This is a genomic window from uncultured Fretibacterium sp. (assembly GCF_963544685.1).
Classification (GTDB): Bacteria; Synergistota; Synergistia; order Synergistales; family Aminobacteriaceae; genus CAJPSE01.
In genome coordinates this window covers 1-21,690 of sequence record NZ_CAUUGJ010000032.1, presented here as the reverse complement: position 1 = coordinate 21,690, position 21,690 = coordinate 1, and the positions used below count along the sequence as shown (strand labels likewise).

Below are 21,690 nucleotides of genomic sequence, written 5' to 3'. Positions count from 1 at the left end.
CCCGCAGGCCCGACCGCATCGACCTCTCCAGTCCCTACATCGCCAAGGACGACAGCAAGTGCATCCTCTGTGGCAAGTGTGTCCGGGTCTGCTATCAGGTGGAGGAGGAGCGCCAGGTCCTGGCCTTCGCCGGGCGTGGGTACGGAACGCGCATCGTCGCGGACAACGATCGGACGCTGGAGGAGTCGAAGTGCGTCTCCTGCAATCGCTGTGTCTCCGTCTGCCCCGTCGGAGCCCTGACGGACCGGCGCGCCGCGCACAAGGGCAGGGCCTGGGACCTGACGAAGGAGGTCAAGCGCTGCCGCGTGTGCGACTACGGCTGCTCGTTCGAGGTCTTGAAGAGGAATGGAAAGAGCGTTGCGGTGAAGGCCCAGCCGCCCGGCCCCGGACGGCCGCTGTGCCTCAAGGGGCGCCTGACGACCGAGCTCCTGAACGTCGAGACGCCGGACGCACCGTACCGCAAGGTGGACGGCAAGTTTCAGGAGGCCTCCTGGGCCAAGGCGCTGGGGCTCCAGAGCCTGCTGGAACGGCTCTCCGAAGCGGAGGGGCAGGCCGAACGGTAACGCTGAAGGAACGGACGGAAACCCGCCCCCGGCCCCAGGGCCGGGGGCGGATCATGCCGGCTGTCGCCTATCCATCCCGTACAGGATCATGCCCGTACAGGGTCATACGGTCGCCCCGCGCGAACCCGACGACCTGCAGGCGGCAGCGCGACGCCGCTTCGAGCGCCGCATCGGTCGGCGCCGAGCGCGAGACGACCATGGGGATGCCCGCGCGGATAACCTTGAGCACGAGCCCCAGCGGCAGCCGGCCGCTGGTGAAGAGCATGCATCGGCCCGGGACCGTCCCCATCAGCAGCGCCCTGCCCAGGCACTTGTCCAGTGCGTTGAAGCGCCCCAGGTCCTCGGCGAAACACAGCGCCTCCGGCCCCCGGACCATCAGGGCGGAGTGGACGCCGCCCGTCTCGCGGAAGAGGGAGGAGCGCTCCAAAAAGGCGCGGGAATGTCCCAGTACGGTCGCGGGATCCCACTCGAGGGGCGGCAGCTGCCCCGGCTCCCGCTGCGTCACGGGCTCCGCCAGGCGGACGGATACGCTGCCCGTCCCCTCGTCGGCCTCGATATCCAGGATGTCCTCCGCCCGCTCGATATACCCCTCGGAACAGAGCCAGCCCACCGCCAGCTCGTGGGCGCCGCCGGGCAGAAACGCCTGGCGGCAGGCGACACGCCCGTTGATGTGCAGGGAGAACTCCCGCTCCATCAGCACGGTCTCCTCCAGCACGGATTCCTCGACGGCCGAGCGGCCGTCGGCCATCCAGCGGGTCGCCCGCACCTTCACGCTCGTCTCCGTCATGCCCGCCCCCCTGCGTAACGCCGTAAACAAAAAACCGGCCAGGCCGTGTAAGGCCCCACCGGTCCTTTTTTCGAAAAATAGGTCCCCGCGAATACCGTGTCTTGAAAGTCTTGACCCGTTCCCATTAAAGTGAGGATTACCTCGTCTCAGTTCAGTCAACGTTCGGTCGTCATCCCCGACAAGGACATACATCCTCGTGGAAATCGAGCGTTGGCTCAAGACATTATCACGATCACGAATACCGCAGGGGTTCTCGGTCTCTGACGCCATTATAGCAGATCGAGGGAAATTCTCCCCGCCGTCCTCGATTTCATTTGCCCCGTTTTTCCATGCGTCGATGCGCTTCGATGCCGATGAGATATGATTTCATGATAGATTGTTGCTATTGCTGAATTAAGAAACTTTCATTAAAATTCATGATATGTTTTCAGGCCGTGACCGTGGTGGGGGCGAAGCCCCATACTAAGGAAACCGATTTAATCCATGAAGCCCCCCGGTGGTACCCCAGCTTGACTGTTTTGGGAAGAAGCCTGCCGGGGCCGCCGCTATCCCCAGAGGGGAGTCTTCCGGCCATCCGCTCGCTTCGCTTGCGGGCCGATCAGTCTCACGATAGCGGCGTGGGGGATTGGGGGCGAAGCCCCCATGTCGATTTTTTCAGGAGGGATATTGATTGAGTGGACGCACCATTACCCTGGACGGGCTGTCACTGAAGCTGGACGACATCGTGCGCGTCGCGCGGCATGGGGATGCGGTGCGCCTTGGAGAGGACGCGGTTCGGGCCGTCGGGAGGGCCGCCGCCCTCGTGGAGGGCTGGGCGGAGTCCGACCGGGTGATCTACGGCATCACGACGGGGTTTGGGGACCTGGCCTCGGTGAGGATATCGCGGGAGGACCGCGCCGCACTTCAGGAGAACCTGCTGCGCAGCCACGCCTGCGGAGTCGGCGAGCCCTACCCCGTGGACGTCACGCGCGCCATCATGCTGCTGCGGATCAACACGCTCAGCCGGGGGCACTCGGGCATCAGCCTCAGGACGCTCTCCGGCCTTGTTGGGCTGCTGAACGCAGGCATTCATCCCCTCATCCCCTGTCAGGGTTCGGTCGGGGCCTCGGGCGACCTGTGCCCGCTCTCCCATCTGGCTCTCGGCCTCATGGGGGAGGGGATGGCGGAGTATCGGGGCAGGATCGTCCCGGCCGAGGAGGCCCTGTCGGACGCGGGCCTGGCCCCGGTCTCGCTCGGGGCCAAGGAGGGACTGGCCCTCAACAACGGGACCACGGTCATGAACGCGGTGGGCGCGCTTGCGTTGTTGGACGCCGAACGTCTGGTCCGCACGGCGGACGTCGCCGCCGCCCTGTCGATGGAGGCGCTTCACGGCGTCCCCTACGCTTACGACGCCCGCACCCATGCGCTCCGGCCCTTCAGGGGGCAGAACGCCGTGGCCTCGAACCTGCGCCGCCTGATCGAGGGCAGCGGCATCGTCGAGCGTTATAAGAAGGACCGCGTCCAGGACGCCTACTCGCTGCGCTGCGTGCCCCAGGTGCACGGCGCGGGCCGGGACGCGCTGGCCTATGTTCGCGGCGTGCTGGAGACGGAGATCAACTCCGTCACGGACAACCCCCTGATCTTCCCCGACGAGGGGGAGGCCCTGAGCGGGGGGAACTTCCACGGCGAGCCCCTGGCCCTGGCCATGGATTTCTTCGGGATCGCCATGGCCGAGTTCGGCAGCATCTCCGAGCGGCGCCAGGCCCGGATGGTCGACGCCTCGCTCTCCGGCCTGCCTCCCTTCCTGATCGAGGGCAGCGGTCTGAACAGCGGCTTCATGATCCCGCAGTACGTCTCCGCCTCCCTGGTCTCGGAGAACAAGGTGCTGGCCCACCCGTCCTGCGTGGATTCCATCCCGACGTCGGCGAATCAGGAGGACCACGTCTCTATGGGGGGCTACTCCGCCCGCAAGGCCGCGACGATCCTGGACAACGTCCGGAAGGTCGTGGCCGTGGAGCTCCTGACGGGCGCCCAGGCGCTCGAGTTCAGCCTGAAGGACCTGAAGCCGGGCAAGGGAACGGGCGCCGCGCACGCCTGCATCCGCTCCGTGATTCCCTTTCTGGGGAAGGACGAGTTCCTGTACCCGCTGATCGATCGGGCCATCGAGCTGACCCGCGGCGGCGAGGTCCTGGACGCCGCGGAGGCCGCGGTCGGGGCTCTGGATTGAGGCGCGAAACGGATACGACGGATAGATAACGGATATATAATGGTGGGGATACGGGAAGGACCCCACGATTATTTCTTCTGAATTTTTTCGGGCGCGGGGACAGGTCCCCGCGCTTTCGATTTTCGAGTGTTTTATAATGTGGAAGATTTATGATTGCGAGGAAAGGAGCTGTCGGCGTGGCCTTGAAGCTGTTCAGACATGCGCGCATTTATACGCCCCTGATGGGCGGACGCCCTGCTGTGGGGGATGAACAGGGGAAGCTGGCCGTTTACGAGGACGGCTGTTTTCTGGTGGAGAACGGCCGGCTCCTCGCCGTCGGGGCGATGAGGGACGTCGAGGAACGCCTGGAGGGGCGCACGGCGGATCAGGAATTTGATTTTGAAGGGGCCGCGGTGGTCCCCGGCTTCGTCGACCCGCACACCCACGCCTGTTTTGCGGCGCTGCGCGAGGAGGAGTTCTCCATGCGTCTTGCGGGCAAGTCGTACCTCGAGATCCTTCAGGCGGGGGGCGGCATCCTCTCATCCGTCCGGGCGGTCCGTTCGGCCTCGGACGAGGCGCTGTTCGCGTTCTCCCGGTCCCTCCTGGACTCCACCCTCCTCTACGGGACCACGACGATCGAGATCAAGAGCGGCTACGGTCTGGACGTCAAGACGGAGCTGCGGATGCTCCGCATCATCGACCGGCTGGGCAGGGAGACGCCTCAGACCGTCATCCCCACCTTCATGGGGGCCCATGCGGTGCCGGAGGAGTTCCGGGGGGACCCGGAGGGCTACGTGGCGCTGCTGCGTGAGGAAATGCTGCCGGCCGTCGCGAAGCAGGGCATCGCTCGCTTCTGCGACATATTCTGCGAGGAGGGCGTGTTCTCCGTGGAGCAGAGCCGCCGGGTCCTGGAGTGCGCGCGGGAGCATGGGCTTCACCTCAAGGTGCATGCCGACGAGGTACATGACCTGGGCGGCGCCGCCCTGGCCGGCGAGCTTCGCGCCGTCTCGGCCGAGCATCTGCTGGCCGCGTCCGATGCCGGAATCGAGGCGATGAAGAAGTCGGGGGTCGTGGCGGTGCTGCTTCCCGCGACGGCCTACAGCCTGCGCAAGCCTTTTGCCCGGGCTCGGACGATGGTGGAAAAGGGGGTCCCCGTCGCGCTGGCCACGGACCTGAACCCCGGTTCCTGCTTCTGTTTGTCCATGCCCTTCGTCCTCAGTCTCGCCGTCATGGGGATGGGCCTGACCCCCGAGGAGGCCCTGACCGGCGCGACCCTGAACGCCGCGTGGGCGGTCGGGGCGGCCCATGACGTCGGAAGCCTGGAGCCGGGCAAGATGGCCGATTTTCTTGTCCTGGACGGCGAGACGCCCGCCGTCTTCGCCTACGCCTCGGGTGCACGGCCGATAAGGTCGGTGTGGAAACAGGGAGAGCGTGTGGCATGAGGGGGCGCATCTCGTGGGGCGGCCGTCCGTCCGCCGTTTTGGGGGTGAGTTGGATGCGCCGTCTGCTTGCGCTGTGTCTGGCGCTTTGTCTGTCCTTCTGTCCGGGGGCTGAGGCGGCCTCCGTTGCCCGAGGCGTCTTCCTCTCCGAGCTTCTGGAAGCCCGCGGTCTGGACTGGAGCTCCGCCAGGGAAAATGATGGCGCGGCCTTCATTTTGAGGAGCGGACTGGTGACGGATCCCGTCGGCAAGCTGAACGCGCCGGTGACGCGCCGGGATGCGCTGCGATGGAGCGTCCAGGCCCTGGGGCTGGAGGTCGAGGCGCGGATCCTGTCGGGCCTTTCGCTCCCCTTCAAGGACGTGAAGTCCCTGTCGGCCCTCGACCGCGGCTGCCTGGCCGTGGCGGTGAACATGGACCCTCCCCTGATTCGGACCGGGGTCCCGACCTTCAGGGGCGAACACGCGATCACGGACAAGGAAGCGCAAAGCCTGCTGTCCGCCGTCCGCAGGGCGAGCGGCGGCCTCGAGCTGGACGTGAAGCTCTCCCCTGCGGCGGGAATGACGCTGCACATCCACAGAAGCGGCGTCTCGACCGGCATCCCCAAATGGAGGGTCTATGCGGACGGGTTCAACGACAAACCGGAGGCCGAGGCGATGCAGCGCTTCCTGAAGGGCAAGGGGTTCGACATGACGGCCTCCCAGCCGAATTACGAATGGATCCTGCGCAGCGGGCTTCTGGAGGACTACGGCCGGGTGCGCCGCCTGTTCGATCTGATTCGCTCTCGGGGCCGCAAGGCGCGCATTCTGGCGTCGGTCACGAACCGGGATACGGAGATCATGCCGCGCTATTGGGCCACCCTGACGATGGACCCCGACCGCTACAGGCTGGAGCCGATCCTTGCGCCGGGCGGCTCCTCCGCCCTCGCCCCTCTGTCGGAGATGGCCCGTACCGCAAGGGTCCGAGCCGCCGTCAATGCGGGCTTCTTCTCCGTGACGGGGCGGAACCGCGGGCTGCCCATCGGGACGCTCCGCATCCGGGGCGCGCTCGTGAACCCACCTTATCAGGGTCGGACCTGCCTGGGCTGGAACAAGAAGAACGAGGCCGCCTTCGGCGAGGTCTCCTGGAGCGGCTCCATCCCGACGGACCAGGGGACCCTCTCCCTGAATGCCGTGAACCGTTTCGTCAAGGGCGATACGCTGGTGCTCTACACGCCGCACTACGGGGCGTCGACCCCGAGCGTGACGTCCATCCCGGCCTCGGAGGTCGTGGTGCGCGGAGGGAAAAGCGCCGGCCTCCGGGAAAGCGGCGGGCCCCTCGAGCCCGGAACCTGGGTGCTGGCCGGGTACGGGAGCAACGCGGACCTTCTGAGGGATATCTTCCCCGCAGGCACGAGAACCCCGGTGCGGGTTCAGAGCGAGCTGACGGGCGGCGGCGGGGAGTCCTGGGGGGAGATGGAGAACATCGTCCAGGCGGGCCCGTTCCTCCTCAGCGAGGGCGAGGTGCGGGTGGATGCCGAGGGGTTCGGGAACTCGCTGGTCAACCTCAGACACCCTCGCTCCATCGTGGGACTGACGAACGACGGCAACTGGATTTTCATGGTCATCGACGGGCGCAACGGACTGCACGCGTCGGGCGCCACCCTGATGGAGGCCGCGGAGCTCCTGAGCTCCATGAACATGGCCTATGCCCTGAACCTTGACGGCGGCGGATCCTCGGAACTGTGGATCGACGGCAAGCTCTACAACTCCCCGTCGGGGGGGAAGGAGCGGCCCGTCAGCTATGGGATCGGGGCGCGAAGCGTGCGGTAGCCGTCTCCGTCCTGCGTCCTCCAGCACGGGGATCGTGAAAAATGCGGAGAAGGGCTCTGTACCTCTCTGTGTTTTCTGTGCTAAAATAACGAAAATCATGGGGTATGCGGTTGTGCGCTATCCTATTTTTCCGTGGGGAAGGGTCGTGTTTTTGTAATGAAGAAAGGGCTCCTTTGCGCGTTGCTTTTGGGAACGGCTGTGGCCGCTTCGTCTCCCGCTCTGGCGTGGGATGCGGCCAAGCAGAAGAACCTGGGATCGGATCACATCAAGATGCAGTGGTACCTCCTGGACTACGGCAAGAAGGACAACGTTCCCTTCGCCGTCGCGCGGAAGTACTACACCAACACCTCCGTCAAGCAGCAGACGGTAGACCTGCTGATGTCCAAGTACAACCTCTCTCCGGAGGTTGCGGGCAGCCTCTATTTCACCGAGTACGGCTACGAGTACACGCCGGACGGCAAGCAGTTCGCGGTGACGTACCTCAAGCACTTCGACATGCTTGGCAACGAGATTTACGGCACGGTCTTCGACAACAGCAGCGATGCTCGGAAGAAGGTCTTCGCTGCGGTGGATCCCAAGTCGACCCCCGGCAAGGGGCTGGCCTATGCGCAGGGTAAGACCCCTGCCGCCCAGAAGGCGGCTCCGGCCAAGAAATCCGGCAAGGTCAGGGTCAGGAAGAAGAAGTAAACGAAACAGTTCCGACTTGCTGGGCTGCGGCAATGCCGCGGCCCAGTTTTTTGTTGTGAGGCCCCATGCAGGAGGAGAGCCCGCCAGAACGGCGGGCTCTCCTCCTGCATGGGGCCTCAGCGTTGTTATTCTGCAGATTTGGGTCCTTCGTTTCTCACTCCGCGATGTTGAAGGTCAGCGACGCCACGAGGACGGACTCGTCGCACTTGGCCTTGTCCGGGTAGGGGACCCTGTTCTCGATGTTGACCGTCCAATACCCCGCCTTGGCCGGGATGATGTTGACGATGCCGTTGAGGTCCGTCCGGCCCCAAAAAGCCCTGTACTCGTTATCGGGGTCGCCATCCTTCGTCTTGCCGGCAAATCCGGCGAAGACGGCCTTCACCTCCACCGTCTTGACGGGCTTGCCCTCCAGAAGCACCTGCACGGGGAAGCGCCCTCCCGGCTTCACCGTCGCGGGGTTCACCTGCGGGACGATCTCGAAGCGCTGCCCCACGGGCTTGGTGATGAGGTCCTTGTCGTCCGATCCGTCCACGTTCAGGATAGTTTTGGCGAACATCACGGCCTCCCTGACGATCGTGGCGTCAGGACGCTGTAGGCGGTCCGCATTCTTCCATCCATCCGGGCCGTTGGACCAGAAAGTGGGCTTGTAATTTCCAAACACGATGTAGCTTCCCTTCTTCAGGTCCGCATTGACCTCGTAATGGAAGTTGTCGGAGCCCGTCTGCTTCATGGCCGTCGTCCCCTCGGGCGTAACCAGGTTCAGGGGCTCGAAAACGGCGATCCGGTCCTCGGGGATGGTCTCCGGGTCGGGGAAACCGTGGCCGAAGCCTATGTCGGCTTTCAGCACGCCCCCTTCCGGCGCCTTCGCATTGATCCAGAATTCGTGCGCATCGGCGGCGACGGAACACAGCGACAGGACAATAACGGCCGCAGCAGAAAGCAAGAATCTGTCGATCTTACGCATACAAAGCACCCTCCTTAATCATTACGATATTTTCGACATTGCGGATGGAGAATATCCCCGCTCCCGAGGGAGCGGGGATGCGCACGACGCACTACTCCGCGATCGAGAAGGTCATGCGGGAGACCAGGACGGTCTCGTCGGCGACGGCCTTGTCCGGGTAGGGGACCGTCAGCTGCACGAAGGCGTTCCAGTACCCCGCCTTCACCGGGATGATCTCGATGATACCGTTGAGGTTGGTGCGTCCCCAGAAGCACTTGTACTCGTTGGCGGGGTCGCCGTCCTTCGCGCCCCCGTTAAAGCCTGCATAGACGGCCTTCACCTCAGCCGTCTTGGCGGGCTTGCCGTCGAGCAGCACCTGCACGGGGAAACGCTCTCCCGGCTTCACCGTCGCGGGGTTCACCTGTGGCACCATCTCCAGGCGCTGTCCCACCGGCTTGGTGATGAAGTCCTTGCCGTCTGCGCCGTCCACGTTCAGGACGAGCTTGGCGAACATCACCGCCTCCTCGGCGTAGGTGGCGTCGGCCTTCGTCAGTTCCTTGTACTTGGCCTTGTCGCCCTGCTTCCACCCCTCCGGCCCCTTGGCCCAGAAGGAGGGCTTGTAGTTGCCGAGCACCAGGTAGTCGCCCTTCTTCAGGTCCGCCTTGACCTCGTAATGGAAGTTGTCGCCCGTCTGCGCCATCTCCGTCATGCCCTCCGGCGTGGCCAGCTTCAGGGGCTCGAAGAGGTGGGTGCGGTCGTCGGGGATGACCTCGGGGTTGGGAAACTCGTGTCCGTAGCCCAGGTCGGCCTTGAGAAGGCCGTCCTTGTAGTCCGCGTTCACCCAGAACTCGTGGGCCTCGGCCGCGACGCCGAGGAAAGCCGCAAAAAGCGCTCCTGCAACCATTACGGAAAACAACTTGCGCATGAACCTCTTCCTCCTTCTTTCCTTCTCCAAAAACAACCGACGCAACGCGTCACGACACATCGCGGGAGAACGCCCTCCGCGTCTAACCCTTCTCCGTGGAAGGGCGCTTATCGGAGGGGCGCTTATCCCCGCACCCGCAGCCACACCCACCGCAGGTCCCCCGCTTTGCGGAGGCGACCCATCCGCGAAGCAGGTATCCTGCGGCGGCAACCGCAATCAGGACGATCACAATCTCCTGTGCGCCCATAACAACAAACCTCCCGACGATTCCATTTCACAATAGGCTGCAGCCTATCAGCGTCAAAGACGAAGCCATTTGGCTTCGCTTCGACGTAAGTGACCGACTCGGCACCCGGGACTTCACAGTCCCGGGGAGCTGGTCGTCTACTTAATCTCGGTGGCCTGGACCCAGATCACCGCGTCCTGCGAAAGCTCCTTCCCCTCGAACTCCTTGTCGGGGCCGACGCCCAGCGCGGCAAATCCCCACCAGCCCGCCCTGGGCATGGCGAAGGCAAACGTCCCGTTGGCGTCGGCCTTGATCGTCAGGGTTACGAAGGCATCATGTGGGGCTTTCACCGCAGCCGCCTTATCGAAGTTGTTCTCCTTCATGTTGGGCTTGTGGTTCATAAACTCGACCTCGATCTCGGCGAAGGGAACCGGTTTGCCCTCGCTCTTCACGACGCCGCGGAACAACCCGCCGGCCCAGATCGCATAGGGCTTGTCCAGCGGAACGATCTCCGCCTTCAGCCCCATGTCGGCGTCCCAATCCGTGGGAAGACTGCCGTTGTTGACGATCATCTTCGTGATCTGCTGAATGTACGCGTCCTCACCCTTCTCGTAGTATGGAGCGGGAACCAGGCAAAAGACGTAGTCCCCCATGCCCTTGAGCTTGAAGGCGGCCTCGAAGGCCTTGCCCTTGTTCTCCAGGCTGGTCCAGGTAATGGGCTTCAGGGTTTTGAGCAGATCGGTCCTCTTCTCCTTGTTTACGACGAAGAACTCCCGAGGGGTTCCCATATCCATCGTGTGCCCGGCCTCAAAAGGGTGCGTAAAGACAAGCTTCAAGGGGACGTCGCCCCCCTTGTCCAGGATCGTCTCGGGGGTATAGAGCATTTGGAAATGGGCGGATGCGGGAAGAGCCGCAGCAAACAACACGAGCAGAGAGAGTATGACAATCTTCTTCATATAAGAGAACTCCTTTTTTGTCTGGGAGGGGATCTCCCCGGTCGTCCCCGTACTCATCGCACCTACTTGATCTCGCTGCTCTTGACGGAGAGCATGTGGCCGGGGCCGCCGTCGAAGGTGACGGTGAAGACGCCCTCCGGCTTCTTGAAGGTCAGCTCTCCGCCCTCGTCCAGCTTGCCCTCGAAGATGACCTCGTCCTTCTCGTTGGTCACCCGGATGGGCATGTTGGCGGCCGAGGACCCGTCGGAGAACCCGCCCTCGCACGAAAGCGTCCCGTCGCCGTTGTCCCAGCAGGAGAAGAGCGGGGTATGGGCCAGGGCCGCGCCGGCCAGAGCCACGACGAACACCGCGGCGACGCAGAGCAGCAGCTTTCTGTTCAAACCGTTCAACCTGTTCATCTCGAAAACCTCCATTTTGATGTGTATGTCAGTCACGCGGTCCGCGCCGGACCGCAGGCTGCCGAAAATGAAAAAACTGCCGAGGGCGGAGCCGTTCTCCAAGGGTCAGCTGTAGGTCCGCCTCGTCCGGATCAACCCCAGAAGGATCGTCAGGGTCAGGGGGATCAGATAGAACATCCACATCGCCTCGAAACCGCTCAAACCCAGCGCCGAGCCCCCGGTGAACACCAGGACGGCCGCGAGCAGCCCCAGGATCAGGGGGACGAAGAAGGCGAAGAGCATCCACCCCGTGGAGCCGGTCTGGACCCGGATGGCCATGATCGTGGGCAGGCAGGGCGGACAGAGGACCATGAAGAGCATCAGGGCCATGGCGTGCAGGGGCGTAAGGTCCCCCTCCTGCCGTTTCATGCGCTGTTCCAGCGTGTCCGTGTTCTTCTCTCCGCCCGCGCCCTCGTTCTCACCCGTTTCCTTGATGTAGAGGGCGCCCAGGGTGGAGACGCTGTTCTCCTTGGCCGCCAGCGTGCTGAGCACGGCGACGTTGACGCGCCAGTTGAACCCCGCGTACCGCGAGGCCGGTTCGAGGGCCCGGCCGATCTTGCCCAGAAGGCTGTTGTCGATGCGTTCCCTGCGGATGGCCGTCAACGCATTGGTCCGGAAGGCCAGAAGTTTCTTGAGCTCCCTCTCGAGCTCCTTCGCCTCGGGGTCCTTTTTGTTCTGGACGATCTCGAAGAAATCGGGATTCCTGGCCCCGTAGGCCTTTTTGGCCTCGGCCGACGCCCCGGATTTGAGCAGATCCCGGTACCCCTGCTGGAACAGAATCAGGTCCAGGACGTCCTTTTCGGTCCTGAGCCCCGCGCCCAGCCTCTTGCCCTCGGCCTTGCCGAGAAAGGCCCGGACGGCCCGGTCCTTCTCCGCCTCGTAGTGGGCCCTCCGTTCCGGGGTCAGTCCGGGGAACTGGAGCAGGACGAAGAGGATGACGGCCACAGCCGCGACGACGGTCGTGATCTTCCTGATGTAGAGCCATATCCGTTCGATCGCGCGCCCCAGAACCCCCCGCACGGAGGGGATATGGTAAGGCGGCATCTCCATGATGAAGGGCGCCGTCTCCTTGTGTCTCAGCACCGTCATGGAGAGGATCTTCGCCAGGGGGAGCACGAAGAGCAGGCTGATCGTCTGGATGAAGACGATGACGATGCTCTGTTGATTGACCTCGCCCAGCAGGGGCAGGCGCACCGTCTCGTTGAAGTAGATGCCGATGAGCAGAAAATACAGCGGGAGCTTGGCCTGGCAGTTGAGCATGGGAAGCGTTAAAATCGTCGCCAGCTTCGACTTCTCGTCCGGGATGCCCTTGGTGGCCATGACTGCCGGGACGGAACAACCGCCCAGGACGACGCCGCCCAAGATCATCGGCAGCGTGGACTGGCCGTGAAGGCCGAAACGGCTCAGTATCCGGTCCAGGACGAACGCGATGCGCGGCATGTAGCCGCTGTCCTCCAGCACGGCGATCAGCGCGAAGAGGATGAAGAAGATCGGGATGTAGTTGAGGAGCGCGTTCAGGTTGTCGACGACCCACAGCACGAACTCCCGCAGCAGGGGCAGCTCGATGATTCCGGGCTGGGGAAGGATGCTCTCGGCGAGGCTGCGGAACCCGGCGAGGACGGGCCACGTGTAGTGGGTGAGGTTGTAGCCCTGTATGAAGGAAAGATAGTAGAATCCGTAGATGACGAAAAGGAGGAAGACGGGGCCGAAGAACCTGTTGCAGACCAGCCGGTCTATGCGCTCGGAGACGTGGACCTTCTCCGTGTTCTTTCTGGACACGCAGCGCTTGGCGATGGCCGCGGCCCTTCGGCTGCGCTGACCGGAGACGTAGAGGTCGGCGCTCATGCCCCTCTCGCGCTCGAACGCCTCCCTCAGGGCCTCCGCCCTGGACAAAATGTCCCGGGCCGCGCCGTCGTCCCCGGCCCTTTCGCGCACCAGGGCCGCAACCTCCGGGTCGCCCTCCATCAGCTTGACGGCAATCCACGGAAGGGGGAAGGTCCCTTGAAGGGACGCCCCGCCGGACGAAGACGAATCGGCCAGCAGCGCCTCCAGCTCCTTCAGGGCGTCCTGCAGGTCGGGATAGAGCTCGGACACGGCAACGCTCGTCCGCGCGTTCGACCGGGACATATCGGAGATCGCCCCGAAGAGATCCTCGCGCCCGCGCCCGTGGGTGATGGCCGTCGCGACGACGGGGACGCCCAGCTCCCGCGAGAGCGCCGGGACGTCCACGGAGATGTCGAGGCCCTCGGCCACGTCCATCATGTTGAGGTCGAGGACGAGGGGAATCTCCATCTCCAGGAGCTGGAGCGTCAGGTACAGGCTGCGCTTGAGGTTGGCGGCGTCCACGACGTTGACGACCGCCGACAGGGGCTCCTTCAGGAGCACGTCGCGGGAGACGCGCTCCTCGGGTGAGTAGGACGTCAGACTATAGGTGCCGGGGAGGTCGACGACCTCCACGGTCTCGCCGTCCCGCTTGTACCAGCCCATCATCTTGTCGACGGTCACGCCGGGATAGTTGGCCACGAATTGTTTTGCGCCCGTCAGACTGTTGAAGACGGTCGATTTGCCGCAGTTCGGCTGGCCCGCCAGGGCTACGATCTTTTTTCCCATTCAGGACTTTTCCCCTTCAGGAGTTCTCTTCTTTGCCGGATTTTTTTACTTTCACGAAACGGGCTTCCTCCCGGCGCAGGTTGACGAGCGCCCCCTCGGCATCCACCTCGATCGGGTCTCCGAGGGGCGCCCTTCGGACGAGCTTTGCCAGGACGCCGGGATAGAGCCCCATGTCCACCAGCCTCTGGGCGAGCATACCCCTGCCCTCGATTCCCACGACCAGCCCCGACTCCCCCGGGGCCAGATCCGCCAGCGTCATCTCGCTCATCGTCCCTCACCCAACCTCATGCCTCGGCCACCATCAGGCTCATGGCGACCTCCTGATCCAGGGCCAGACAGCTTTCGCCCTCCATCACCCTGACGATGACGTCGCCGTCCCGCTCCTGCAGAAGGGTGAGAACGCTCCCTTCCCCCAGACCCAAACTTTCGAGGTGCTTGGACATCCTGGGGCCGCTCCCCGATTTCAAGACCTTCAACTTTGTGTTCATCGGCGCCGAAAGCAAGGGAAACATACGAGCCCTCCTGGGAACTTCACAAGATTTGTTTTTAATACCATACCTAAAATATTAAAATTATCAAGGGCATTTTAGCATACAAACTTTAATGGGCACTTCTTGATGGGGGCTTCTCGGAAAGATATGCCGCACTTCAAAATGGCACAAAACTTCGTTTTTTATCGAAGAAGCTTTTTCTTAATTAAAATTATGTTTTATTGAGCAAATAATATTCCTGCGACAAACCTGTCCGCCCATCGAGGGCATCGGAGGGCGGCGGGGGAGAGGAGGGGGCATTTAAGGTCAATTAAAGTCTATCGCTTTATGCGCTCCATTGTGTCGTGTTTTGGGGCCGATATCCCTCCGTTTTGGAGAAAATCACATTTTCTTCTCGTTTGTGTTCTACTATAAAAAGAAGGGAAACGTCATGAAACGCATGCCGGCGGTCCGTGAGGGACGGCGCGGGGGGGAGGAGGGCGTCTTGAGACTTTTGATCGTGGAGGATGAGGCTCCGATTGCGGAGGTCGTCGCCGCTTATGCCGAGCGCGAGGGGTACGATACCCTCCGGGCCGCCGACGGCGAGGCGGCCATGTCCTTATGGGAGAAGCAGGGGGCCGACCTCGTGGTCCTGGATCTGATGCTGCCGAAGCTGAGCGGCACGGAGGTGTGCCGGCGCATCCGTGTGCGCTCGGCCGTGCCCATCATCATGCTGACGGCCAGGGGCAGCGAGGACGACGTCGTCGCGGGGCTCGACGCCGGGGCGGACGATTATGTGAGCAAGCCCTTCAGCCCCCGGGTCCTGATGGCGAGGGTTCGGGCGCATCTCCGTCCTCTTCGGGAGGCGAGGGGCGTCAGCGGGGGCGGTGCGCCCCTCTCGATAGGGGGGCGCATCGAGATAGACCCGGAGCGGGTGGAGGTGCGCAAGGACGGGGTTGCGGTTCCCGTGACGCGCAGCGAGTTCATGGTGCTTTCCACGCTGGCGTCGCATCCCGTCCGGACCTGGTCGCGGGACGACATCATCCGTTCGGCCCTGGGCGACGATTTCGAGGGGTTCGACCGCACGGTGGACGCCTACGTCAAGAACCTCAGGAAAAAGCTGGCCGAGCCGGGGCATGAGAATGGATGGATTCGTACCGTGTACGGCTTCGGCTACAGGATCGACGATTCCGAGCCGGAGGAGCGCTCATGAAAAGGAGGGGGCGTTCCCTGCGGGCCCACCTGATGCTGCTCTACGTTCTGCTGGCGGTCCTGAGCGGGGTGATCGTTCCGGCTCTGGTGAGACACCTGAGCCTTTCGGGATTTCAGGATTACCTGGGACGGAGGAGGGCATCCGACCTGGAGGAGCTGGGAGCCTCCCTGGAGGCCCTCTATCGCGAGGATGGGAGCTGGAATCCCCGCCGTGTGATGGACGTCCTGCGTTCCTCCGCCGGGGGAATGGCCTCGGACATCGTCCTCCTGGACTCCGTCGGAAACAGGGTCCTGCCCATGGGGCACGGACGGGGATGGGGAATGCGGGGGAAAAACCGCGTCTCCATTCCCCTGAGCCTGGAGGGGCGGAGGATTGGGACCCTGGACGCGAACGGACGCCCTCCGTCCAGCCGCCTGGAGCGGGAGTTCGTCTCCCGTATGGCCCTGTATGCCCTCGTGGGCGCTGCGGCCATGATCGTCGTGGCCTGCGGGTTGGGCTACTTCGTCGCCGGGGGCCTGAGCCGGCCCGTGATCCGGGCCGCGGAGCGGGCGCGGCGCATCAGCCGTGGGGAGTACGAACTGGAGCCGGAGCCTCCCAGCGGGATCCGCGAGATGGACATGCTGTCCCGCGGGGTGGAGGAGCTGGGGCGTTCCCTGGCGGGACAGGAACGGCTGCGCAAACGCCTGATGGCGGACATCGCCCATGAGCTCAGGACGCCCCTTACGGTGGTGCGCTCTCAGGTGGAGGCCGTGGCGGATGGCGTCTGGGAGGCCACCCCGGAGCGGCTTGCGCTCTGCGCGGCGGAGATCGAGCGTCTGAGCGACCTGATCGGAGAGGTGGAATCGCTGACGCGGCTCGAGGGAGAGATCCTATCCGTCCGCCTTCGGGACACGGACCTGGCCGCCTTTCTGGATACGGTCCTGGATGCCTCGGAGCCGCTTTTCGCCCGGTCCGGGGTGACGCTTTGCCGCAGTCTCGAGGGGAGCGTCCGGGCCAACGTCGATTCGGAACGCTTCCGCAGCGTGATCGACAACCTGCTCTCGAACGCACTGCGCTATTCGGAGCCCGGGGGGCGGGTGGAGGTTCGGCTTCGCTCCCGGGACGGCAGCGCCGTCATCGAGGTCGAGGACGCCGGGACCGGCATCGACGCGGCGGACCTTCCCCATGTCTTCGACCGTTTCTACCGGGCGGACGCGGCACGCGCCCGTGCGACCGGGGGACGCGGAATAGGCCTCGCCATCGCGAAGGCTGCGGTCGAGGCCCACGGTGGGACCATAGAGGTCAGCAGTCGGCTGGGGGAGGGCAGCCGCTTCACGGTGAAGCTGCCTCTGGGAGGAGAAGGCTGAAAAAAATCGCCGTCAAAAAGGTGCTGAAGATATTGATCTAAATTGATCTATTGGCTCAAAAGACGCCCCCTCGGCACTATCGCCGAGGGGGCGTTGCGCATCCCTAAACAGGAGCAGTCGCTGGTCGACCTTTGTCTCACTCGTTGGCAGCCTGTTTATCGCAGGCCACGAAAATCGTTCGCCTGCTTAAGTCCTTCGATCTCGTCGAGGGATAGTTTGGTAGCCTGGCTTATCTGCTCCGGCGTGAAATTCAGGACCAACATCCGCCGCGCTGTCTCGGTTCTGCCTAAAACAATGCCCTCGTTCAGAATGGTCTTGGCCTCGTACTCCAGCACCTTGCCTCCCATGACGGACCTCACTCCTTCCCTCACCCTGTCGTGCTTCCTGGCGATGTGCTCCAGAACCTTGCCGGACATCTCCTCGATCGTCCGCTTCACGTACTCCGTCAGCCTGCCGGACTCGGCCAGTTCCCCGAGCCGGTCCTTTATCCCCTCGTACTCGGACAACAGCCCCCTCATGAGCCCCTCGTCCCTCTCGTACTCCGCGAACCGGCTTTCGTGGGAGAAAATATGGAAGGGGATCAGAAACAGAAGCCCTTTGGAAAAAATCTCCTCCGGAGAATAACGCTGGGCCTTCAGTACGGGGATGTCGTAAGCGGCAAGGCCTCCACCGGGAAGCTCGATGCGAATGGTCATCACGTCCGGCGTGGACGAACGGCACCGAAGGTACAGAACCGCCGAGTCGGGAAAACGCACCGTTAGAACGCCGTCCTCGACCTCGCCCGCATCCAAGGCAATCTGAGCGTCGTACTCGAACATGCGGAGCAGCATGCTGTCGTCCGCGGTGCTCTGGCACTCGATATGGTACTTCCTGAGGGGCTCGCCCCGTATGCCGAAGCAGGAGTCCGTGACGCGCTCCCGTTCCTCTCCGTCCTGTCCGTTGATGAAGTGCTCGTTGGGGTAGAACTCCACCGTCTCGTCGCCGGAGTAGGACGCGTGAAAAATTTCGTTCACGAGGGGGATAACGAGCGAAGAGCAATCGTTCAGGAGCGTGCGGAACACATCGTCATAGGGCGTGTTTACGATCGCCGCCATCCCGTTCCCCGTCCTTTCGGCCTGCCGGACTCGCTTCGACGTCTCGAGGCGAAGCCGCCCCCTCTCGGCCCGGATGCCGGCTTCATTATAACAAAACAGCGAAATGGAAAAACCGACAAACTGTTCCTTTTCCTCACGGCATCGGATTGATCCAGACCCGGCGGCCCGGGGGAACGGGGCTGTTCGAGGGGCGGTAGGCCTTCAGGATCGCCCCGCCGGAACGAAGCGTGCAGTGCAGCTCCCGTCCCTGGTATTGGACGTGCTCCACCTCCGCCGGTAGCCCCTTCCCGCCGTCGGACAGGGCGAGCTGCTCCGGGCGGAGGGGGTAGACCCCCTCGTCCCTCCACACCCCGGCGTCCGCGTTCCCCGGCCATGTCCAGAAGGCCCCGCCCTCGGCCCCCTCGGGGCGGAAAAGCCGGTCCTCCCAGCGGCCCCGGATCAGGTTGGCCTTGGAGACGAAACGCGCCACGAACGGCGACGCGGGGGCCATATAGACCTCCTGCGGGGAGCCGACCTGCTCCACTCTGCCGCCGTTCATCACCACGACCCTGTCCGCCAGGGCCATGGCCTCCTCCTGGTCATGGGTGACGTAGACGAAGGTCGAGCCGTGCCGCCTGTGCAGCGACGCGATCTCCTGACGCATCTCGATCCTCAGCTCCGCGTCGAGGGCCGAGAGCGGTTCGTCCATCAGCAGGATGCCGGGGCTCCCCGCCAGGGCGCGGGCCAGGGAGACCCGCTGGCGCTGCCCTCCGGAGAGCTGGGCCGGGCGGCGGTCCGCCAGGGCCTCGAGCCCCAGGGGCCGGAGGAGCCTCAGGGCCTCCTCCCGGCCGCCCTCCTGGCCGCGGTACTTCAGGGCGAAGAGGACGTGCTCCGCCACCGTCATGTGCGGCCACAGGGCGAAGGACTGAAAGACCATCCCCACTCCGCGGTCCTCCGGCGGAAGGCGGAAAGCGGCCGAGGAGACGACGCGGCCGTCGAAGAGCACCGACCCTGCGGACGGTTTCTCGAAGCCCGCCAGCAGGCGCAGCAGGGTCGTCTTGCCGCAGCCCGAGGGCCCCAGGACGGCGGTGAAGCTCCCCGCCGGAAACTCCGCGTCCACGCGGTTCAGGGCCGAACAGCCGCCGAACCGCTTCTCCAGCTCCACCACGGAGACGAAAACGCTCATACGCCGACTTCCTTTCTTTCATATCGGTTCACTCGCTCATATCGGTTCACCCACCGGCGCAGCGCCAGCCCCGCCAGGAGCAGAAGGGCGAGAAGCCCCAGGACGAGCACCGAAAAGGCGCAGGAGAGGGCGACGTCCCCCGCCTGTTCGAAGTTCAGAACCACCATGCCCACGGTCTCCGCCCCCAGGGCCCCCAGAATGGAGGAGACCGTGAGCTCCGTCAGCGCATGGGCCGTCGTCATGAAGAAACCGGAGAGGAGCCCGGAGGAGATCAGGGGGATGAGAATGCGGCGCCAACAGGCCCATCGCCCGGCCCCGCAGACGCTGGCGGCCTCCTCCACGGAACGGTCCACCTGCTGCAGCGCGCTTGCACTGGCGCGGAACTGCAGAACGCTGAAGCGCACGACGTAGGCGATGGCCAGCAGGGTCGTGGTGCCGTAGATCCCGGGGCGCCAGCCCGGCAGGGGCTCCACCCACGCCAAGATCATCGCCAGGGCGAAGACCGTCCCGGGCAGGACGAACGGCAGCGAGAGGGCCGCCTCGGCGAACCGGAACGCGATCCCCGGACGCCGCACCCTTCCCCAGGCGACGGCCGAGCCGATGAAGATCGCGCACACCCCCGTGAACAGGGCGAGCCGGAAACTGTTGCCCAGGGCCCCCAGGGCCTTGGGGTCGCCAAGGAGGAAGGCGAAGTTGTCCAGGGAGAGGTTTGCCGTTGCGAAGCTCAGGCCCCACGCCCTGAGCAGGGAGGCCGCCAGCATGGACGCGAGGGGCAGGAGCGAGGTCAGCGCGACGAAGGCCCAGAGCAGCCCCTCGACCCAGGGCCGGAGGCGTCCGAGCTCGCAACGGGGCTGACGGTCGGGCACGAGGCTCTCCAGCACCTCCCCACGGCGCAGGAAGCGCCACAGTACGGCGCAGCTCAGGAGGGCGAGCCCGCCCAGCATCATGGACAGGGCCGCCGCACGCCCGAAGGCGGAGGGGCCGAACCCGACGACCTCCTGGTAGATGAGGGTGCTCAGCACGTTGATGTTCTTGCGCGCCCCCAGGAAGGCGGGGATCCCGAAGTTGTCCAGCCCCGCGAGGAGCACGGTCATGGCCCCGCCCACGATGCCGGGAAGGGCGGAGGGAACGGTGACGGACCGGAAGGTCCTCCACGGTCCGGCGCCGGAGCAGCGGGCCGCCCACTCGGCCTCGCGCGGAACCTTCCGCAGCGCGTTCAGGCAGAACAGGAAGGCCAGGGGCGCGTGGCAGATCCCCATGACCCCGACGATCCCCTGCCAGCTGTAGGCCGAGGGGACGTTCCACCCCGTGAGCTGGGCCAGGAACCCGCCCGGGCCGGCGAAGCGCGCCCAGGCCAGGGAGGTGATGTAGGACGGGATGACGAACGGCATGATGAAGAGCCCCTCCAGAATCCTCTTCCCCCGGATGTCGGTGTGGGCGATGAGCCATGCCTGGACGAGCCCCACGGAGGACGCGAGGAGCGTCGAGGCCCCGACGATACCGATGGTGTTGAGGATGCCCGCGCGCACGCGCTCGGAGGCCGCCAGGTCCGCGTAGAGTCCCAGGGTCGGGCCGCCGTCGCTCCACACGCTCAGCCAGAAGAGGCGCAGGAAGGGAAGAACGAAGAAAAAGAAGAGCGGGAGCGTGAGGGCAACGCTCCATCCGCCGGGAAAACGTCGCAGCGAAAAGCGTCCCCGGCCCTCCCGCAGGGCGTACTCGAGCAAGGCCGTCCTCAATAGCCGAAGAGCTCCGAGAACCGGGCCTTGTCGCCCTCGCGCTCCCGGATCAGCATGGCGGAGTCGGCGCTCAGGACCGTCACCTGGTCGATGCCGAGCAGCCCGTCGGGGACGGGGACGCCGCGGCGCACGGGGACGTACCCCATCCCGGAGAAGAGCGCCTGTCCCTTTTCGGAGAGGAGAAAGTCCACGAAGCGCTTCGCCTCGCCGCGAACTTCCTCCCGGGCGACGATGCCCACCGGCTCCGTGATGACGGGCGAGCCCTCCGCGGGGTAGACGTAGTCGACGGGCGAACCCTTGGCCTTGGCGCGCCGGGCCATGTAGTCGACGACGGGACCGAAGAGCCTGTCCCCGCCCGCCACCGCGGTGATGATGCTCCCGTTGCCCTTGCCGACCGCCACGGCGTTCGCCTTCATCCCCTCGTAAAACTCCCAGCCGAAGCCCTCCGAACGGGTCAGGACGCCGAGCTGGTAGGCCGCGGCCCCCGAGTAGAGCGGGCTCGCGATCATGGCCCTGTCGGCGTTCTCCGGGTCGAGGAGCGCCTTCCACGTGGGCTCGACGGCCTTTCCCGCGGACGTGTTGAAGAGAAGGACCGTGGCGAGCACCTTCGTCCCGCAGTAGGTCCCGTCGGGGTCCTGCACGGAGTCGGGCAGCGCGGACGCCTCGGGGGAGCGGTAGACGGCCAGGACCCCCTCGGCCTTCAGGCGCTCGAACGTCACGGCGTCGGCGAGCAGAAGGAGGTCGGCCTGCACCCGTCCGGTCATCTTCTCCGCCAGGACCTTGCTCACCACCTCCTCCGTGCCCGAGCGGAACACGCGGACCTCGACGCCCGGGCAGCTCTCCACGAACGCCTCGACCAGGGTCCGGACGTCCCCGTCGGGCTGGGAGGTGTAGAGCAGGAGCGGCTCCGCCTGGGCCGAAACGGCAAAACAGAACGTCATCGCCAGCAGCGCGGCGAGGTTCAAAGTTCGTCTCATGAATTTTCCCTCCGGTTTTTCAAGCATCCTTGTCATTATATATCGCTTTGGGGAGAAGGGGGACGGAAAGGATACGGACTGTCTCTTATACACATCTGACGCTGCCGACGACTAGTCGAGTGT

General features: G+C 64.5%; 20 protein-coding genes. 7 read left to right on the top strand and 13 right to left on the bottom strand.

All coding sequences use genetic code 11. From position 1 onward, the window contains the following. A partial coding sequence (locus ABLA28_RS04815; RefSeq protein ID WP_347712724.1) for a 4Fe-4S binding protein occupies window positions 1–563 on the top strand: 563 nt, incomplete at its 5' end. A 67-nt stretch (window positions 564–630) separates the two neighbouring features. On the opposite strand, the gene ABLA28_RS04810 is transcribed toward ABLA28_RS04815, so the two are convergent. After that, window positions 631–1,350 carry a formate dehydrogenase accessory sulfurtransferase FdhD gene (locus ABLA28_RS04810; protein ID WP_347712723.1) on the bottom strand — a complete coding sequence of 240 codons (720 nt, stop codon included), beginning with the start codon at window positions 1,348–1,350 and terminating at the stop codon, window positions 631–633. 670 nt (window positions 1,351–2,020) lie between these two features. Here ABLA28_RS04810 and hutH point away from each other — a divergent pair. The 4 genes from hutH to ABLA28_RS04790 all read left to right on the top strand — a co-directional run bounded on the left by hutH (window position 2,021) and on the right by ABLA28_RS04790 (window position 7,469). Next, window positions 2,021–3,556 carry a histidine ammonia-lyase gene (gene hutH / locus ABLA28_RS04805; protein ID WP_347712722.1) on the top strand — a complete coding sequence of 512 codons (1,536 nt, stop codon included), beginning with the start codon at window positions 2,021–2,023 and terminating at the stop codon, window positions 3,554–3,556. A gap of 176 nt (window positions 3,557–3,732) precedes the next feature. Continuing rightward, a complete protein-coding gene (hutI, locus tag ABLA28_RS04800) occupies window positions 3,733–4,977 on the top strand; it encodes an imidazolonepropionase (protein WP_347712721.1) in 1,245 nt (414 codons plus the stop codon). Further along, window positions 4,974–6,782 (top strand): phosphodiester glycosidase family protein, encoded by a 1,809-nt coding sequence (locus ABLA28_RS04795; protein ID WP_347712720.1) that lies wholly within the window; start codon window positions 4,974–4,976, stop codon window positions 6,780–6,782. Before hutI ends, ABLA28_RS04795 begins: the two co-directional genes overlap by 4 nt. Window positions 6,783–6,938: 156 nt before the next feature. Further along, entirely contained in the window at window positions 6,939–7,469 is a 531-nt protein-coding gene (locus ABLA28_RS04790) for a hypothetical protein (RefSeq protein ID WP_347712719.1), read from the top strand. A gap of 154 nt (window positions 7,470–7,623) precedes the next feature. Here ABLA28_RS04790 and ABLA28_RS04785 read toward each other — a convergent pair whose 3' ends face one another. The 8 genes from ABLA28_RS04785 to ABLA28_RS04750 form a co-directional block, all read right to left on the bottom strand. Next, the gene (locus tag ABLA28_RS04785; protein WP_314716742.1) at window positions 7,624–8,433 is read right to left on the bottom strand and encodes a DUF4198 domain-containing protein; all 810 of its coding nucleotides are present in this window, start codon (window positions 8,431–8,433) and stop codon (window positions 7,624–7,626) included. A 91-nt stretch (window positions 8,434–8,524) separates the two neighbouring features. Beyond that, window positions 8,525–9,337, bottom strand: a complete 813-nt coding sequence (locus ABLA28_RS04780; RefSeq protein WP_299299903.1) for a DUF4198 domain-containing protein — start codon at window positions 9,335–9,337, stop codon at window positions 8,525–8,527. 82 nt (window positions 9,338–9,419) lie between these two features. After that, window positions 9,420–9,584 (bottom strand): FeoB-associated Cys-rich membrane protein, encoded by a 165-nt coding sequence (locus tag ABLA28_RS04775; protein WP_299299901.1) that lies wholly within the window; start codon window positions 9,582–9,584, stop codon window positions 9,420–9,422. 137 nt (window positions 9,585–9,721) lie between these two features. After that, complete coding sequence (locus tag ABLA28_RS04770) at window positions 9,722–10,519, bottom strand: DUF4198 domain-containing protein (RefSeq protein ID WP_347712718.1); 798 nt, start codon at window positions 10,517–10,519, stop codon at window positions 9,722–9,724. 62 nt (window positions 10,520–10,581) lie between these two features. Next, a complete protein-coding gene (locus tag ABLA28_RS04765) occupies window positions 10,582–10,917 on the bottom strand; it encodes a hypothetical protein (RefSeq protein ID WP_299299897.1) in 336 nt (111 codons plus the stop codon). A gap of 105 nt (window positions 10,918–11,022) precedes the next feature. Next, window positions 11,023–13,566: a ferrous iron transport protein B gene (gene feoB, locus ABLA28_RS04760; RefSeq protein ID WP_347712717.1), complete on the bottom strand. Its 2,544-nt coding sequence runs from the start codon at window positions 13,564–13,566 to the stop codon at window positions 11,023–11,025. A 16-nt stretch (window positions 13,567–13,582) separates the two neighbouring features. Beyond that, complete coding sequence (locus ABLA28_RS04755) at window positions 13,583–13,834, bottom strand: FeoA family protein (protein ID WP_347712716.1); 252 nt, start codon at window positions 13,832–13,834, stop codon at window positions 13,583–13,585. Window positions 13,835–13,850: 16 nt separating this feature from the next. After that, window positions 13,851–14,054, bottom strand: a complete 204-nt coding sequence (locus ABLA28_RS04750) for a FeoA domain-containing protein (RefSeq protein ID WP_347712725.1) — start codon at window positions 14,052–14,054, stop codon at window positions 13,851–13,853. 433 nt (window positions 14,055–14,487) lie between these two features. Between ABLA28_RS04750 and ABLA28_RS04745 the strand changes: the two genes are divergently transcribed. Beyond that, on the top strand, window positions 14,488–15,249 hold the full coding sequence (locus ABLA28_RS04745; protein WP_347712715.1) for a response regulator transcription factor: 762 nt from the start codon (window positions 14,488–14,490) through the stop codon (window positions 15,247–15,249). Further along, on the top strand, window positions 15,246–16,595 hold the full coding sequence (locus ABLA28_RS04740; RefSeq protein ID WP_347712714.1) for an ATP-binding protein: 1,350 nt from the start codon (window positions 15,246–15,248) through the stop codon (window positions 16,593–16,595). The genes ABLA28_RS04745 and ABLA28_RS04740 overlap by 4 nt, the downstream gene beginning before the upstream one ends. Window positions 16,596–16,750: 155 nt before the next feature. Here ABLA28_RS04740 and ABLA28_RS04735 read toward each other — a convergent pair whose 3' ends face one another. The 4 genes from ABLA28_RS04735 to ABLA28_RS04720 all read right to left on the bottom strand — a co-directional run bounded on the left by ABLA28_RS04735 (window position 16,751) and on the right by ABLA28_RS04720 (window position 21,567). After that, window positions 16,751–17,689, bottom strand: coding sequence for a hypothetical protein (locus ABLA28_RS04735; protein WP_347712713.1), 939 nt, complete (start codon window positions 17,687–17,689; stop codon window positions 16,751–16,753). 133 nt (window positions 17,690–17,822) lie between these two features. Then, window positions 17,823–18,854 (bottom strand): ABC transporter ATP-binding protein, encoded by a 1,032-nt coding sequence (locus tag ABLA28_RS04730; protein WP_315100141.1) that lies wholly within the window; start codon window positions 18,852–18,854, stop codon window positions 17,823–17,825. After that, window positions 18,851–20,590, bottom strand: coding sequence for an iron ABC transporter permease (locus tag ABLA28_RS04725; protein WP_347712712.1), 1,740 nt, complete (start codon window positions 20,588–20,590; stop codon window positions 18,851–18,853). Before ABLA28_RS04725 ends, ABLA28_RS04730 begins: the two co-directional genes overlap by 4 nt. Continuing rightward, window positions 20,587–21,567, bottom strand: coding sequence for an ABC transporter substrate-binding protein (locus ABLA28_RS04720; protein ID WP_347712711.1), 981 nt, complete (start codon window positions 21,565–21,567; stop codon window positions 20,587–20,589). The genes ABLA28_RS04725 and ABLA28_RS04720 overlap by 4 nt, the downstream gene beginning before the upstream one ends. Between the last annotated feature and the right edge of the window lie 123 nt (window positions 21,568–21,690).

What these genes read in the sequence shown, in the direction of transcription:
- ABLA28_RS04770 (WP_347712718.1), bottom strand. Translation starts at nt 10,519, where the DNA reads ATGAAGAAGATTGTCATACTCTCTCTGCTCGTGTTGTTTGCTGCGGCT.
- ABLA28_RS04735 (WP_347712713.1), bottom strand. Translation starts at nt 17,689, where the DNA reads ATGGCGGCGATCGTAAACACGCCCTATGACGATGTGTTCCGCACGCTC.
- ABLA28_RS04730 (WP_315100141.1), bottom strand. Translation starts at nt 18,854, where the DNA reads ATGAGCGTTTTCGTCTCCGTGGTGGAGCTGGAGAAGCGGTTCGGCGGC.
- ABLA28_RS04790 (WP_347712719.1), top strand. Translation starts at nt 6,939, where the DNA reads ATGAAGAAAGGGCTCCTTTGCGCGTTGCTTTTGGGAACGGCTGTGGCC.
- ABLA28_RS04780 (WP_299299903.1), bottom strand. Translation starts at nt 9,337, where the DNA reads ATGCGCAAGTTGTTTTCCGTAATGGTTGCAGGAGCGCTTTTTGCGGCT.
- ABLA28_RS04720 (WP_347712711.1), bottom strand. Translation starts at nt 21,567, where the DNA reads ATGAGACGAACTTTGAACCTCGCCGCGCTGCTGGCGATGACGTTCTGT.
- feoB (WP_347712717.1), bottom strand. Translation starts at nt 13,566, where the DNA reads ATGGGAAAAAAGATCGTAGCCCTGGCGGGCCAGCCGAACTGCGGCAAA.
- ABLA28_RS04765 (WP_299299897.1), bottom strand. Translation starts at nt 10,917, where the DNA reads ATGAACAGGTTGAACGGTTTGAACAGAAAGCTGCTGCTCTGCGTCGCC.
- ABLA28_RS04745 (WP_347712715.1), top strand. Translation starts at nt 14,488, where the DNA reads ATGAAACGCATGCCGGCGGTCCGTGAGGGACGGCGCGGGGGGGAGGAG.
- ABLA28_RS04795 (WP_347712720.1), top strand. Translation starts at nt 4,974, where the DNA reads ATGAGGGGGCGCATCTCGTGGGGCGGCCGTCCGTCCGCCGTTTTGGGG.
- ABLA28_RS04775 (WP_299299901.1), bottom strand. Translation starts at nt 9,584, where the DNA reads ATGGGCGCACAGGAGATTGTGATCGTCCTGATTGCGGTTGCCGCCGCA.
- ABLA28_RS04810 (WP_347712723.1), bottom strand. Translation starts at nt 1,350, where the DNA reads ATGACGGAGACGAGCGTGAAGGTGCGGGCGACCCGCTGGATGGCCGAC.
- ABLA28_RS04740 (WP_347712714.1), top strand. Translation starts at nt 15,246, where the DNA reads ATGAAAAGGAGGGGGCGTTCCCTGCGGGCCCACCTGATGCTGCTCTAC.
- ABLA28_RS04755 (WP_347712716.1), bottom strand. Translation starts at nt 13,834, where the DNA reads ATGAGCGAGATGACGCTGGCGGATCTGGCCCCGGGGGAGTCGGGGCTG.
- ABLA28_RS04750 (WP_347712725.1), bottom strand. Translation starts at nt 14,054, where the DNA reads ATGAACACAAAGTTGAAGGTCTTGAAATCGGGGAGCGGCCCCAGGATG.
- ABLA28_RS04785 (WP_314716742.1), bottom strand. Translation starts at nt 8,433, where the DNA reads ATGCGTAAGATCGACAGATTCTTGCTTTCTGCTGCGGCCGTTATTGTC.